The 15,368-nt window shown below is 37.6% G+C and carries 14 protein-coding genes; 7 read left to right on the top strand and 7 right to left on the bottom strand.

The window, feature by feature from the left end:
- The first annotated feature begins 44 nt into the window (after positions 1-44).
- The 4 genes from ACPDHL_RS12830 (at position 45) to ACPDHL_RS12845 (ending at position 3,659) form a co-directional block, all read left to right on the top strand.
- Complete coding sequence (locus tag ACPDHL_RS12830) at positions 45-1,598, top strand: PglZ domain-containing protein (protein WP_430533154.1); 1,554 nt, start codon at positions 45-47, stop codon at positions 1,596-1,598.
- Entirely contained in the window at positions 1,599-2,015 is a 417-nt protein-coding gene (tsaE, locus tag ACPDHL_RS12835) for a tRNA (adenosine(37)-N6)-threonylcarbamoyltransferase complex ATPase subunit type 1 TsaE (RefSeq protein WP_430533155.1), read from the top strand. It begins immediately after the preceding gene.
- A gap of 10 nt (positions 2,016-2,025) precedes the next feature.
- The gene (locus ACPDHL_RS12840; RefSeq protein WP_430533156.1) at positions 2,026-3,222 is read left to right on the top strand and encodes an alanine dehydrogenase; all 1,197 of its coding nucleotides are present in this window, start codon (positions 2,026-2,028) and stop codon (positions 3,220-3,222) included.
- A 62-nt stretch (positions 3,223-3,284) separates the two neighbouring features.
- Positions 3,285-3,659, top strand: a complete 375-nt coding sequence (locus ACPDHL_RS12845; protein WP_430533157.1) for a DUF4258 domain-containing protein — start codon at positions 3,285-3,287, stop codon at positions 3,657-3,659.
- Positions 3,660-3,679: 20 nt separating this feature from the next.
- Here ACPDHL_RS12845 and ACPDHL_RS12850 read toward each other — a convergent pair whose 3' ends face one another.
- From ACPDHL_RS12850 to ACPDHL_RS12860, 3 genes are all read right to left on the bottom strand, one after another.
- Positions 3,680-4,240, bottom strand: coding sequence for a helix-turn-helix domain-containing protein (locus tag ACPDHL_RS12850; RefSeq protein WP_430533158.1), 561 nt, complete (start codon positions 4,238-4,240; stop codon positions 3,680-3,682).
- 6 nt (positions 4,241-4,246) lie between these two features.
- The gene (locus ACPDHL_RS12855; RefSeq protein ID WP_430533159.1) at positions 4,247-4,696 is read right to left on the bottom strand and encodes a GNAT family N-acetyltransferase; all 450 of its coding nucleotides are present in this window, start codon (positions 4,694-4,696) and stop codon (positions 4,247-4,249) included.
- A gap of 115 nt (positions 4,697-4,811) precedes the next feature.
- Positions 4,812-5,012 carry a hypothetical protein gene (locus ACPDHL_RS12860; RefSeq protein WP_430533160.1) on the bottom strand — a complete coding sequence of 67 codons (201 nt, stop codon included), beginning with the start codon at positions 5,010-5,012 and terminating at the stop codon, positions 4,812-4,814.
- Positions 5,013-5,316: 304 nt separating this feature from the next.
- On the opposite strand from ACPDHL_RS12860, the gene ACPDHL_RS12865 reads away from it, so the two are divergent.
- Positions 5,317-5,928 (top strand): hypothetical protein, encoded by a 612-nt coding sequence (locus tag ACPDHL_RS12865; RefSeq protein ID WP_430533161.1) that lies wholly within the window; start codon positions 5,317-5,319, stop codon positions 5,926-5,928.
- Positions 5,929-6,010: 82 nt separating this feature from the next.
- Here the strand turns inward: ACPDHL_RS12865 and ACPDHL_RS12870 are convergent, their stop codons facing one another.
- The 3 genes from ACPDHL_RS12870 to ACPDHL_RS12880 form a co-directional block, all read right to left on the bottom strand.
- Entirely contained in the window at positions 6,011-6,514 is a 504-nt protein-coding gene (locus ACPDHL_RS12870) for a DUF2199 domain-containing protein (protein ID WP_430533162.1), read from the bottom strand.
- Positions 6,515-6,660: 146 nt separating this feature from the next.
- Positions 6,661-8,331, bottom strand: coding sequence for a SusD/RagB family nutrient-binding outer membrane lipoprotein (locus ACPDHL_RS12875; protein WP_430533163.1), 1,671 nt, complete (start codon positions 8,329-8,331; stop codon positions 6,661-6,663).
- Positions 8,332-8,339: 8 nt separating this feature from the next.
- Complete coding sequence (locus ACPDHL_RS12880; protein WP_430533164.1) at positions 8,340-11,459, bottom strand: SusC/RagA family TonB-linked outer membrane protein; 3,120 nt, start codon at positions 11,457-11,459, stop codon at positions 8,340-8,342.
- Positions 11,460-11,846: 387 nt separating this feature from the next.
- On the opposite strand from ACPDHL_RS12880, the gene ygiD reads away from it, so the two are divergent.
- Entirely contained in the window at positions 11,847-12,680 is an 834-nt protein-coding gene (gene ygiD, locus ACPDHL_RS12885; RefSeq protein ID WP_430533165.1) for a 4,5-DOPA dioxygenase extradiol, read from the top strand.
- Positions 12,681-13,188: 508 nt separating this feature from the next.
- Positions 13,189-13,395 carry a hypothetical protein gene (locus ACPDHL_RS12890; RefSeq protein ID WP_430533166.1) on the top strand — a complete coding sequence of 69 codons (207 nt, stop codon included), beginning with the start codon at positions 13,189-13,191 and terminating at the stop codon, positions 13,393-13,395.
- Here ACPDHL_RS12890 and ACPDHL_RS12895 read toward each other — a convergent pair.
- A complete protein-coding gene (locus ACPDHL_RS12895) occupies positions 13,384-15,345 on the bottom strand; it encodes an OmpA family protein (protein ID WP_430533167.1) in 1,962 nt (653 codons plus the stop codon). The two genes, ACPDHL_RS12890 and ACPDHL_RS12895, sit on opposite strands and share 12 nt — an antisense overlap.
- Positions 15,346-15,368 lie beyond the last annotated feature (23 nt).

Below are 15,368 nucleotides of genomic sequence, written 5' to 3' on the forward strand. Positions count from 1 at the left end.
GACGACTAGGTGTAATTAATTTTAAATATTTGAAACTTTATTATATGAATGCAATTAATATACTTTGGGTTGATGATGAAATTGATTTATTAAAACCTCATATTATCTTCTTAGAAAAAAAAGGCTATGCCGTTTCAACAGCTACCAATGGGGCTGATGCGATAGATTTAGTGAATCAACATCCTTATGACATTGTTTTTCTCGATGAAAATATGCCTGGATTAACAGGATTAGAAACGCTAAATGAGATCAAAAGCATTAAGAATAGTCTTCCTATTGTGATGATCACCAAAAGTGAAGAAGAATACATCATGGAGGAAGCGATTGGTGCCAAAATCGCAGATTATTTGATCAAACCGGTAAACCCCAATCAGATTCTGCTGTGTTTGAAAAAGATTTTAGACGATTCACGCCTTGTTTCTGAAAAATCTTCATTGAGTTACCAGAAAGAATTCCGCACTATTGCGATGGACTTAATGGCAATTGACACCTATGAGGATTGGATTTCCCTCTACCGAAAACTCTTGTTTTGGGAGACTAAACTAGAGGATATTGAGGATCAAAATTTAATCAACATCTTAGAAGGACAAAAGAGTGAAGCCAATAGCTTATTTGGCAAATTTATAGAGAAAAAATACGAAACATGGATCAACTCAACGGCTGATCGACCGACTTTTTCGCATGAAATATTCAAAAAATGGGTGGTTCCTGAATTAAAAAAGGAGAACAATAAAATTCTCTTCCTCGTCATTGATAATATGCGCTATGATCAATGGCGATCTTTTGAGCCTATTGTGTCCAACTACTATAAAATAGAAAGTGAACACTCGTTTTTCTCCATTTTACCTACCACCACGCAATATGCAAGAAATGCAATTTTTTCGGGTTTAACACCTTTACAAATGGAGCAAATGCATCCCAATTGGTGGAAAAATGACATTGAAGATGGTGGGAAAAATTTACATGAAAACGATTTTTTACAAGCGCAATTACAACGCTTGCGCTTAACAGTACCCAATGAGTATTTTAAAATTGTTGGGCAAAAAGATGGGCGAAAATTAGTCGATAATTTTAATGCGATTAAACACAACCAACTGATTACCATTGTCTACAATTTTGTTGATATGTTATCTCATGCCAAAACAGAAATGGAAGTAATTAAAGAATTGGCTTCCAATGACAAGGCCTATCGTTCGTTGACGACCAGCTGGTTTAAAAATTCGACCTTGCTCGATGTGATTCAACAAGCACAACAAGCAGGCTTCAAATTAATTATCACCACAGATCACGGAACCATAAACTGCAATACGCCTTCTAAAGTGATTGGCGATAAGAATACGAGTTTAAATCTCCGTTATAAAACAGGGAAAAGTTTAACTTTTGAAAAAAAGGATGTCTATGTAGTAAAAGATCCAAAAAAGATACAGCTTCCCGCCATAAATCTAAGTAGTTCCTTTATTTTTGCAAAGAATGATTGCTTCTTGGCCTATCAAAATAATTACAATCACTATGTATCTTATTTTAGAAATACCTATCAACACGGTGGGATTTCCCTGGAAGAAATGATCGTTCCCTTTATCATTTTAAATCCAAAATAAATGGAATTTACGTATCAACTTGACGAAATTGACCAAATAGCAGCAGCGGTATTGCCGTTACTCGCTCATAAAATTGTGTTGCTTCAGGCGCCTATGGGTGCTGGAAAAACGACCTTTATCAAAGCATTGGCTAAGCAATTACAGATCACGGAAATGACGAGTAGTCCGACGTTTTCTATTGTTAATGCCTATCAAATACCTGAATCAACAGCCTCATTGTATCATTTTGACCTGTATCGTTTAACGGAAGAAGAAGAGGCTTATGACTTTGGTTTTGAGGAATATTTAGATAGTGGAAACTGGTGTTTTATCGAATGGCCAGATAAGACACCTAATTTAATTCCCGATCAACACAGTACCATTCAGATTGATCTGGTGGACACACAGGTTAGAAAATTAATTATCACCAATGCTTAAAATGTAATGTATGGCTAAATTATATCCTTTTTCTAAAAAAGCACTACTACCTCAAGAAGAGTGTCTGTTGGTTGAGCCACGTAAAGGAGAATTATTCATTGGGGTTCCCAAAGAGAATTTCACCCTGGAGAAACGCATCTGTATTACACCAGAAGCTGTGCAAACCTTACATGCTTATGGACATCGCGTATTAATAGAAAAAGGAGCTGGCGAAGCTGCTAGTTATAGTGATTTAGAATACAGCAAAGCAGGGGCTGAACTTACAACAGATACAAAAAAAGTATTGGGTTGTCCCATTGTTGTTAAGGTAGTTCCACCGACGCTTGAGGAAATTAAGCACATGACTCCACATAGTGTCTTATGGTCAACTATTCAGTTAAAAACCTTAGATCCCTCCTATTTTAAAGCCTTGGCAAAGAAAAAGATTTCGGCTATTGGGTTTGAATTTATTCAAGATAAAAACGGTTCTTTTCCAGCTACGAGTATTTTAAGTGAAATTGCGGGAATTGCTTCCATACAAATTGCGTCGGAATTAATGACGACCACGAATAATGGCAAAGGACTTTTAATGGGTAATATCACAGGTGTTGTTCCGACAGAAGTAGTTATTTTAGGAGCGGGAATTGTTGCTGAATACGCCGCTAAAACAGCGATTAGCATGGGTGCGAATGTACGTCTTTTTGACAATTCTATCCAGAAGTTAAGACGTTTACAGAACAACCTCCCCTTTCCTGTTTCTACATCAACCATTCAAGACAAAATTTTGTTGAAAGCCTTGATGCGTTGTGATGTGGTGATTGGAGCTATACGCGGTAAAAATCGATCGCCCATTGTCGTAACGCAAACCATGGTAGAGAGCATGAAAAAGGATGCGGTTATCATTGATGTGGCTATTGATAATGGAGGATGTTTTGAAACTTCCGAATTAACCACGCATGAACATCCTATCAAAAGAAAATACGAAGTCATCCATTATGGCGTGCCGAATATTACCTCGCGCTATTGCAAAACAGCTTCCATGGCGATTAGCAATGTCATTACGCCCTTTTTGTTGGATTTTGCAGACAATGGCAGCTTAGAAGGCACTGTTTTTACTGATAATATACTCAAATCAGGGATTTACACCTATAAAGGTTTAATCACCAATAAAGTGGTTGCTGATTGGTTTAATCTCGACTATAAAGACATTCGACTTTTTGCTTTCTAATTTTTTGCCAATTATTTAGTTTTACAAAGCTATATTGCTACTTTTGTACAAATTTTAAAAAAATGAGCTTTATACAACGACTTGCGTATTACTTGTTTGGCCTACTGATTGGCTGTATGTTTTTATTTTACTTTTTTGGAGAAAAGAAAACGGAGTTTTGTTATTTACCCAATTGTAGAGTTTTAAAAGATTTGAGAAGCAAGCCCGTTCAATATAGCGCTGATGCTGAAACCGTATTCAAAGAAGGCTGGGTTGTTGAAGAAGATATTCGAAAATCTTTACAATATGGTAAAGTAGATTTCGACAAGAGCAATGTTGATTTCGAAGAAGGCAAACTCTACGTAATTAGTGGGCGAACTGCCAACAATGACCCTATTACAATCAAAATAGTAAACTATACAGACAAAGTAAAACTTTTAGCTATAACAAAGCCCTAATTTTTAGGGCTTTTGTCTTTTTATAACTGGTCGATTTGCTTTCGATGTGGGAGTGTCAGTTGCTTAAATGCAGTTGGTGTCATCCCTGTTATTTTTTTAAATTGCGTACTGAGATGGGCTACACTACTATAATTGAGTCGAAAAGCAATTTCTTTTAGACTCAATTCATCGTACAACAACAATTCTTTTACTTTTTCTATTTTCAGCTGGATAAAATACTGTTCTATTGTGGTGGATTCTAGCTGTGAAAAAAGCTGTGTTAGATAGAGGTAATCCTTGTTTAATTCCTTCGCTAAATAAACGGAAAGTGGCACTTCCAAAATCAATTGTTCCCCTTGAAGCAGTTCAATAAGCAGGGACTTAATTTGGGTGACACCTTGTCTTTCTTTATCATTGAGCAACTCGAAACCTATAGCTTCTAATTTTTGACTGATTTTTTCTACTATTTCAGGCTCCAATTGCGCTGCCAGTTCAACTTCACCTAACTTTATCGCTAGGGGCGTGTGTTGCATAGACTCAAAGATCTGTTCTACGGCAAGTATGCATCGATGACAAACCATATTTTTGACAAATAGTTTCATCTGGCTTTATTTTTTTTCAGGTTGAAACTCCATATCATATAGGTCTAAACCTATTGCCCAAAAGTCTTTTTGAATTTGCTGGGTTACAAAACCATATTTTTCATAAAAGGGATAGACCACTTGAGAAGTACGTACGCGAATGCAATCAATTGCAGGTATTTTTTGCAAGATTCCCAAGCGATACAACAGCAAGGCACGTCCTATGCCCTTGCCTTGTGAAGCTGGTGCAACAACATCCCAGCTGATTCGCCCCTCTTTTTCTTTGACTAAGATATTGATTCCTCCTGCTCCTAGTAATTGCCCATCTTCTTCGACTACAAAATATTGGTCTAGTTCTTCCTCTAAGTAACGTTTGTATTCCTCTACCTCTTCTGGAGCAAAATACAAAGGTACATTCGACTCAATCAATTGGATTAAGGCATTTTTATCTGATGGTATATAAGGGCGTATTTTCATAATGTGACTGGTTTTACTTCCAAAGATAAAAAAAGGAAATGAACATTCGAATACACCAATGCTTGAGAAGAAAAGAGTACATAAAAAAAGCTACCTCCTATGAGGTAGCTTTCCTTTATACGTTTAACAAATGTAATGAATCGCTTAATTCTGGTTTTTCCTGTATAAAACTATTAACCCATTCTCCTAATTGTTCCACATCATAAGGAACTAAATGGTTTAATGCTTTTTGTAACTCTTTATAAAATAATTTCGAATCAAAACTAACGCTTTCTAAAACAGTCTTGGCATAGTTCAACATTACTCTTGTTTTCATAACTCAATATTTTAAAATCTTACTTCAAGTATAAACATACTCCTTTTTTTGAGTAAATCAAGTTTCTACTCTATTTTTTAATATTATTTTAATACTTCAGTTTTTTAGGTCAAACACCCTTATAAAACGTAAAAAATTCAAAGTTATTGTATGAAGTACAAAAAAAATAAGGTTTTGATACGAATAATAGAATTTAAGCTTTTTCTATTTAGTTAATCGTAAAAAATAGACAGTAGAATTCAAAATAAGTTGTACTTTACTTCCTCAACAATTACGCATTCGTTTAACACATAACCCTTTGATAATGAAGTTTAAATCCCATTTATCTCGTGCAGCTGTTCTTATTTTAACGATAATTTTTTTGATAACAGCAGTAACTTTTGAAATTTTTGAATTGAGTTCATTACCTGCGCAATTCTTCGGTACTTTATTAGGGGTGGTGATTACTGCTATCATCACTGTATTACTCTTACAGGGACAAACGAAGAGTGAAGAATCAAGGGAGCGAAATTTGATGGTTTTTGAAAAGAAGCAAGAAGTGTTTTTTCACTTTTTAACGCAGCTCAATACTATTTTGCAAAAGGAGAAACTAACCTTGCATTTAAGTCACGATAAAACCTTAGCACGTGAAGTAAACAGTTTACAGGATTTGCTTTTTGAATTTGGTTTTTTACAGATGCATACGTCTTCCGAAACCTTTGATCAAATTTTGGTTTGCGTTGGCAATTTAATGGAAGAGAGTAAAAAAATAAAGCACATTGAGGAGAAAACGGAACACGATTTTGAAGTGTATTATAAAGTATTGGCTACCGATTTCTTTGCGATTGTTTCCCTGTTGAAATTAGAGCTATACAAATCAGCACCAACATCTATTGACAAACATCAATTGGATCGTATCATCAAGCTTTCCTTTTAACTAATCAGGAGAAGAATCTTTCCCCCTTCCCACTTTTTTGTCTTGTGACTTATCCGTTTACTAAAATAAGGTCCCTCTCAACCTACTGTCCTAGTGCTGCCTTAATTCGCTCTAATGCTTCTTTTTCTGTTATGCCTTTGTAAAAATCTTGAACTAATTGATTGCCTTCTTTTTGGTGTAAATAGATAAACGGTCGTCCTTTTTCATTGTCTACTTCAACATTGGTTCCCATTTGCATACAGCTATCAAAATCATAAGGAGCCAGGTGATTATTCAACCAACCAAAGTAGGTTGCTTTAAATGATTTATTGTCGAAATTTTCATAATACGCTTTGAAGCTTGTTTCACTTAGGGATACCCATACCCCATAATCCAAATCTTGGCAAGCATCTACCACAGTTTGAATTAAAACAACGCGAATGAAATAGTCGGTTTGTTCTGGGCGAATAATGGCACAGAAATCACTTGTTACTTCTGCATTTTCTTTTTCAGCTTCGCTCAATTGCGCATAGCTCAACGGCGCTGGATAGGCTAAGGCAGGCCAATATTCGTGTTCTTTTCCACAGGTTGTACAGGTATATTTCATGCTCTTTTTATTTGCAATAGTACGAAAAAACAGAGAATTTAGAGCAGTGTTCGGCGTTTGGTGTTCGGCGTTCGGTTGTATGCAATCAAAAAAAATAGGACACTCGATACGAGCATCCTATTTCCATGACGTACTATGTAACTTGTTTATTGTGCCCAAATTAATTTGGTATTCATTAAATCTCCCCCCATTCGTGTTGCAGCGGCATCTTTATTGACTTTATTAACGAGAGTAAGATCTGTTGGATAGGTAATCCGTTCAGGTAAATCGGTTAATCCATTGGCAGCATTAAAGGTATATTCGGTTTGCTTTTGAGGTCCTGGGGCAATTAATTCGTGGCTTTGTCCAGGTAGCAACAATGTTTTAGGATATTTGGTCCTTCTGTATTCTGCCCAAGCTTCATAAGGTTGAAAAAATAACGCAATATACTTTTGAGTGAGGATCGTTTCTGTATTTACAAGCGTCATCTTTGCTAGGTAATCTGTAATAGTAGCTTCTGATATTTCCCATTTTTGCATAGAAGCTTTGATTCCATTCCTGTAATTTTCTTGGGGATTAATATCTAATTCGGCTAAAATAAACGCCACTTCAGCGTATTCCATCAATATTTCAGTATAATCTGCTTTATAGATGGTTCCACTAAATTGGGAGGCATAATCTGCTTGACTTCCCGTATAAGCATCTACCAATCCGATTGGCATTCCCGTATAGAAATCAGGGGTGCGTTCTACATAATTATTCTTTTCAATACAGGGTTGTGTTGCTTTACTGCTGTCATAATAAAAGGCGAGTGTTACTTCTGTTGTGTTTCCTATACTATCCGTAACTGGTTGACTAATTGGCGCGATCATTTTAAATAATCGGGGATCGACGATTGTAGCAAAGGGATTGGGATGCATTGACTTAGTTTCTCCTTTCAGCAATTCGACAAAGGTATTTGTTGGCGAAAAATCATTTCTTCTTGAAACAAAAGCATCGAAATAGAATGGCGCTGGTTTGACCGGATCGTTTTGAAATTTCTGACCAACATTATCGATATTAGATTCCATCAAATCAGCCGTATTCGCTGTCAATTCAGCTAGATGTGATTGCGCGATTGGGATGACATTTTTGACGCGATTGGCTATTCTTAAACGCAGTGAATTGGCGAATTTCTTTAATTTAAGTGGAGAGCCAAATAAGAAATCTCCATCAGTAAAGACATTCGTTGCTTTCATATTTATGGATGCGGTTGCCTCTTTCAATTCGTTCATTAAATCGGTATAAATTTTGTCTTGGGGAGCGAATTTAGGCGTTGTTATTTCGTTTGCTGTACCCAAGGTCATCGCCTGAAAATCGGGATCTTTAGTCGCATAAGAGTAGTAAGGAACATCGCCATACATATCGACCAATTGCAATTGTGCGTAAGCGATCATAATTCGCGCAGCAGCCAATTGATTTGCAGGATCACCATACGATGCTACCTGCTCTTTATTGGCGGGATCTGTAACGATATCGATAATTTGTTTGTATCCTTTAACGGCTAAAAAAATATCGGTATAGAGGCTGTTGTTCACCTCATTTCTAAATTGGTAGCGGTCTTCTGCCGTATAATTTCGTTGCGCAGAGTATTGAATCCACGGCAAAGCCATACGTCCAGAAGGCATTCCCCTTCTGGTTCGGGTCATCAATTCCTTATTCGTATTATTAAACAATCCATTGGTTGTGACTACCGTGGGTTTATTTGGATCCTTGTTAATTGACTCTAGATCTTTATCACAACTACTGAACAGCACAAGACTCATCAACAGGGCGAATGAGTAAATATATTTTTTCATGTGATTTACTATAATTTAAATTTAACATTCATTCCATATGATCGTGTTGAAGGCAAGGAAGCACCTTCAATGGCTTGCACATTATCGCTTGCATAGGATGCCATTTCGGGATCCATTCCTTTCCAGTCGAGGTTCCACGTAAAGAGATTCCGTGCATAGAGCGCAATAGTTATCCCTTTAAAAGGCCCCAGCCATTTGGTTGGCAGGTCGTAACTCAAGGTTATTTCTCTCAACTTGATGTAATCTGCATCAAATACATTTTGAGCGTCGACTGTTGAATTATGTCCTTTTGCCCAATCAATAGCGCTGACCACCTGATCATTTTTGGTTCCATCTTCTTTTACGCCGTCCAAAATCAATCCTTTTTCTCGAATATCTCCTGTAGCTGTTTCTTCTAACATACCGGAATACATGCCATACATATGGGTCGTTGAAAAGTATTTGCCCCCTTTTTGTATATCAATTAAAACACCTAGATTAAATCCTTTATAGCGGATACTATTTCGGATTCCCATATTGTAATCGGGTAAATAAGAGCCTAATGCTTCTACTTCTGTTGCTTTATACAATCCATTTTCACCAATTACTTTGTTGCCTTGTTTATCATAGACGTAATTGGTTCCGTATATTTGACCGTAGGTTTCGCCTATTTTTCCCTGTAGGGAAACGCGAAAGGGAGCTCTTGCAATTTCCACAGACTCTACGCCCTCTGCCAAACGAATCAATGTGTTTCTATTTTTGGCGAAGTTCCAGGTAATTTGCCAAGAGAAATCATCTACTTTCACCGGGGTTAGATTTACTGTTGCCTCAAACCCTTTGTTTCTCATATCTCCAGCATTCATCCATCGGTAGGCAAATCCAGTAGCGGCATCGTATTGTACTTTGGTAATTAGATCTTTGGTTTCAATTTCATAGTAAGACAATTCAAAACTGATTCGATTATTGAGAAAAGCGGCTTCCAAGCCAATCTCTTTGGTGGTCATCAATTCGGGTTTTAAATCGGGATTATTGGCGGTATTGTCAAGTGCATAGGTTGGTTGATCTAAGAAAGGACCATTGATTTGGTAGTAATTTTTCGTTCGATAGGCTTCCGTATCATTTCCCACTTGCGCCCAACCGAGGCGAATTTTCCCATAGCTTAACCAATCGATCTCGGGAAGCACATTTGAAAATATAAAGGTTCCCGTTAACGAGGGGTAAGTCACTGATTTTTTTACTGTAGAAAACCAATCGGTTCGCACTGTTCCATCGAGAAAGAGATATTCTAAGTAACTCAGACTAACAGAACCGAACACGGAGTTGGTACGTGTATGCGTCCAGTCATTCGAAGAACGCGCTGTCGCTTTGCTATTATTCAGATTATATAGATTGGGCAGATTAAGCCCACCTACTGTTGATCCATAGAGAAAATCATTGCGTTTTTCACTTCGATTTACTCCGACAAACGCATTTAAACCAAAGGCTCCGAATTGATCGTCATAATGAAGGCGTCCTTCGTAGTTGTATTCCGAAATATTTCGCTTTGCTTGCGAATAAGAAGAAGTTGCTTGAGAACCCACTGCTACGCGCTCATCAATAGTCAGGCTGTACTGATCTCCATACACCGTACCGACAACATAGAGGTTATCCGAAAAGTTATACGTCAATTTAGCATTACCAAACAATCGGGTGCGTACATCTTGGGAGGTATTTTCGTGAATCACCCAGTACGGATTATCTGAATACGCAGGCATTCCATTATCCCAAGACGTTCGATTCCACGAGCGTTGATTGCCATTAACTAATTTGTAGTCTTTCAACTTCTCGAAGTCAATTTGACGTTGTCCCCATTGAAAGAATCGCTCTACGACCGAATTGTCTCCATAGCCAACGACAGGGCGATTAAACCCTTTGGTATAAACGTAATTGACATTGGTTTCTGCTTTGAGGTTTTCGCTTATTTTCGTAGCGGCATTAACTGTAAAGTTATTGCGTTGGAGCTTTGAGATTGGCATAATCCCTTCCGTCACTTTATTGTTAAATGCCATTCGGATATTGCTTTCTTTAAATGACTTGGCAATGGATACGGATTGATTATGAGACACTCCTGTATTAAAAAAGGTCTTCACATCGTGTTTGGATTTGGTCCAAGGAATTTCTTTCATATAATCTTCTCCAAATTCAGGGTCAAAGGCATTCCAGGGCAGGTAGGGCGTTCCATCAAATTTAGGACCCCAACTTTCATCCAACGCATATTCTGGAAGATTGTACACTTTGCCATTAATCTCTTGCTGTTTAAAGGACGAAGTAGAACCACCTCCATACTTTGTTTGCAGTTTAGGCATGATGTTCACCGATTCAAAAGAAATTCCCGAATTCACTTCAATTTCTGTGCGTCCATTTTTAGCTGATTTTGTGGTGTAAAGAATAACGCCATTTCCCCCTCTATTACCGTAGAGCGCAGAAGCGGGTCCTCCTTTTAGTACCGTAATTGATTCGATATCATCGGGGTTAATATCCGCTGATCCATCGCCATAATCGCGTCCACTTGCTCCACGTTGCATATTAATATCCGCTATATTGGTATTATCGAGCGGAATTCCATCCACAACAAGGAGTGGTTGATTATTTCCCACCACTGATTTAATGCCACGCAAGACGATACGCGTTGAGCCTCCCATACTAGAAGGCGCTGTAACTTGTAAGCCTGAGACATTGCCCGAAAGTGCATTCACGGCATTGCTTTGCCCTGCACTCGAAATTTGTTCTCCTTTTACTTCTTGGGAGGAATACCCCAACTTTTTCTTATCTCGTTTAATCCCCAGAGCGGTTACGACAACTTCTGTGAGCATTTTTTCTACCGGAACCAACTGTACGTTAAATACCTTTTGATCCGCAACCTTGTACTGTACATCTTTCATCCCAATAAAAGAAAATAAGAGTGTGTCTCCTTTTTTTACTTTAATGGTGTACTTTCCATCCAAATCTGTTTGGGTGCCTTGCTGGGTGCCTTGAATTAAAACAGTAACACCGGGTAAGGACATTCCTTCATCTGTTACAACTCCAGAGAGTTCTTTCTCTTGTGCCAGTGCTATCTGAAAAAATAAGCACAGTACACTAAGATAGAGGTACCTTAATTTTACGTTCATTCTATAATTATTTGTTTCATCTATTAATTAAAATTAACGTATCCTTTTCTATACTTATTTAAGAAAACAAACAAGCTTTTATACCGACTGCACTACAATTACATTATTGAAATTCAATAAATTATATATTATATTTTTCAATTACTTATTGACTTAATTTTTTACTCTAAAATTAAAAACCACCTTAATTTTAAGGTAATTTTAACTATAAGTTTTTTTGAATTACCCCACTTATTTGGTTGTTTTTATTTGTTCTTTTAAAGTATGAAAGGAGGTACTTGATCCGAATCTTAGGAATTGGCTAATGGATTTCTCTTATTTTTTAGTTTTCATTTTATTATTCACACGATAAAATGGAGTACTTTGTACTATATTAATTCTTTGTTTATGCAGTCACTTCAAGATCTTTATCGTTTTTCTCAACAATTTACTTACAGTGAAGCGCTTATGCCCACGCTATTCATTGGTCATGGGTCGCCCATGAATGCCATAGAAGACACCGTATTTGCTCAGGGTTGGCACAAGCTGGGGCAAACGATCCCCACGCCAAAAGCCATTGTTGTTATTTCGGCTCACTGGCAGACCAAAGGAAGTCGTATTACAGCAATGGATTTTCCAACCACCATTCACGATTTTGGAGGATTTCCTCAAGCTTTATTTGACGTCACCTATCCTGCTCCTGGAAGTCCTGCTTTGGCCTTAGAAATACAAAATTTAGCACCTTCATTTGATCTTCACTTGGATCATGATTGGGGATTAGATCACGGTACTTGGTCAATTACCAAGCATATGTTTCCCAAAGCAAATATTCCAGTTTTACAGCTGAGTATTGACTACGATAAACCATTGGATTATCACTATCAATTAGCGGTACAGTTGCGTGAATTGCGAAAGAAAGGAATCTTGCTTATTGGCAGTGGCAATATGATACACAACTTGCGTTTGCTTTCTTGGGATAAAATGAACAGCAATTATGGATTTGATTGGGCTATTGAGATTAATGCTATGCTACAAAATAACATTGCGTCTTACAACTATAAAGACTTGGTAGCCTATGAAAAGTTGCATCGACACATTCGGCTGGCTATTCCCACATTGGAACACTACATCCCCATGTTGTATACATTGGGCTTAAAGGAAGCCAAGGATGAATTGCTATTTTTCAATGATGCTTATGTTGGTGGTTCGTTAAGTATGACTTCATTCCTCTATTACCAATAAAAAAAGTTGACAGTTTGTTAACGGTTGGCAATTTACGAAACCACCTATAAAAATAAGAAGAGGCTGTCCCAAAAGATCACCCGATGGCACGGATTTGCACCTTAAATCCGCGCCATCGGGTTCGTTACCTACAAAGCGTTTTGTTTTTACATGAATGTTGACGAAAAGGAAGTGGTTCGTTTCTTTCAGTAAAACGGAAAAGGACTGGGTTTTGTTCGGGTTTTGTTTGGGTTTTGTTCGGTAAATCGGGGGTAATCCCCCGTAAATACACATGTTTACCGAAGAAGACCCAAACAAAACTAAAATAAAACAAAATAAATCACTGAATAACAGTTGTTTGTGTTTTTACATAGGCACAAATAAAGCCATTTGAGCTTTCTTTTTCCCTATATGGAAGGGGGGTATTGCAGGTTAATTTCGACTGATGTAGGTTTGTAGCGTATTCATGTAGCTGGTGAATAGCGATGAACGATTGTAAAAAAATAGTCAACAGTAAACAACGTAAATTATGGCAGAAATTAAAAGAGAAATTTTAGATGGTGCCGATCGCGCAATCCGCACCATCGGAATGACAGTTTACGAAACACCCTATAAAAATAAGAAGAGCGCTCAAATTGAGCGCTCTTCTGGGCTTAGTGCTGCTTGTTTAAAATCCTACAGCAGGATTATCGAAAAAAAATTGCTTTATTGTTTTGCGCGTGGGTTACATTGCTAAAATAATGAACTCACTACGTCTATTTAACTGATGTTCCTCAACTGTACACGGTACGCCATTGCTACATTTGTTTAACAATTGACTCTCACCATAACCACGTCCTGTTAGACGACTTGGATCAATACCTTGTTCAATCATCCACTTAATTGTTGATTTCACACGGCGATCGGATAGCTGCATATTGTAGGAATCATTTCCTCTACTGTCGGTATGCGAACGAACATCGAGTTTCATCGTAGGGTATTCTTTCATTACTTCCACTACTTTCATCAACTCAATGGAGGCATCTCGACGGATATTGGATTTATCAAAATCAAAGTAAATCGGTTGTAATTGGAGTTTCTTGAATAAATCATCGTTAACTTCTAGTGGTTTTTCCGTCTTCTCTAATCCGATATTCACTGTTTTAACCCCAGGTTCACGATTGATATTAAATGAAACCTCTACGGTATTGTATAACGCTTTTTCTGCCTTAATGCGGTATTTATTACCACAGTCTAATAGCGAAGTTACATAATATCCTTTACTATTTGTATATAAGGTATCTGATTTTTGATACAAGGCATCAGAAATAACAACTAAGGCATCAACTAATACTTCATTGGTATCCTTATCGTATACAATTCCCTCTATGCTTTGTTTACATGGCTTTTCTGCTAAGAAATAGATATCATCTGATCCTTTGCCATCTGCGCGATTCGAACTAACAAATCCCTTGCCTTGTTTGGGGTCTAAATAGAAGCCAAAATCATCTAAACTACTGTTGATAGGCGTTCCCATATTCACTACAGGACCGAAACTACCGTTGGGATAGATTTTTGAAACAAATAGATCCATTCCACCTAATCCTGGATGTCCATCTGAGGAAAAATACAACTGATTGTCCGAGGAGATAAAAGGAAAGCTTTCTCTTCCTTCGGTATTAATTGCATTGCCCAGGTTTTCGACTTCACCATACCCTTCATTTTCATAAAGCGCTACGCGAAATAAATCCGATTGTCCTAAAGTTCCCTTGCGATCTGAAACAAAGTACAACCATTTGTCATCAGGAGTTAAAGCAGGATGGGCTGTATTGAAATTATCCGAGTTAAACGGTAATTCCTCTACTAGTCCCCACTTCCCATCCGATTGCTTTACTGCCTTATATAATTTTAATAAAGACGTCTTGTCTTTATTTTGCTTGCTTCTTCCACTGGATTTGGAGTTGTTACGCGTAAAGTACATCGTATTGCCATCTTGGGTAAAAACAGCTGTTGCGTCATTTACTTTGGAATTGAGCTCTGCTGCAAAAACAACAGGTTCTTCAAATCCGTTGGGGCCAATAGTTGAGCTGTATAAACTCGTATAACTTTCGTTGGTCCACGAGTGAATTTGATTTCCACTTTGATGATCCGTTGCGCGAGCTGATGTAAAAATAAACTGATTGCCTACAATCGTTCCGCCATAATCCGAGTATTCCGTATTCAAGTCGAGTAACTTGATGTCATAGCGATCGGAGTGATTTTCAATATGCGCTAAATAGTCGCGGTTCTTATTGAATAAGGCGGTACGAGAATCTTCTTTTTCCAGCGCTGCAAACTGATCCAATAGCTCTTGTGACTTGGGATAGTTCTCTACTGCTTTTAGCGTTTGTGCATAGCGGTAGTAGTATTCTGAGGGTAATTTAGACAAGTCTTTATCCTCATAAGTCCCTTCAAATAGTTCCGTATACCACTTATTGGCTTCAACTAATTTTCCGTTGAAATAGTAAGCATCCGCTAAGTTTTGTAAGATAGAGGTATTCACATACCCTTTATCTGCCATGCGTTCGTATACTTTGATCGCATCGACATAAGCCAAACGATCAAAGTCCTTATCCCCTTTTTTTTCCTTTTTTATCTGGCTGTATCCTGAGAAACTGAAGCTCAAAGCTACACTCAAAATACCCAGTTGTACTATCTGTTTTATCATACGTGTATCTTTTAGAAGAATCT

This window comes from Myroides sp. C15-4 (genome assembly GCF_050522745.1).
Taxonomy (GTDB): Bacteria; Bacteroidota; Bacteroidia; order Flavobacteriales; family Flavobacteriaceae; genus Flavobacterium.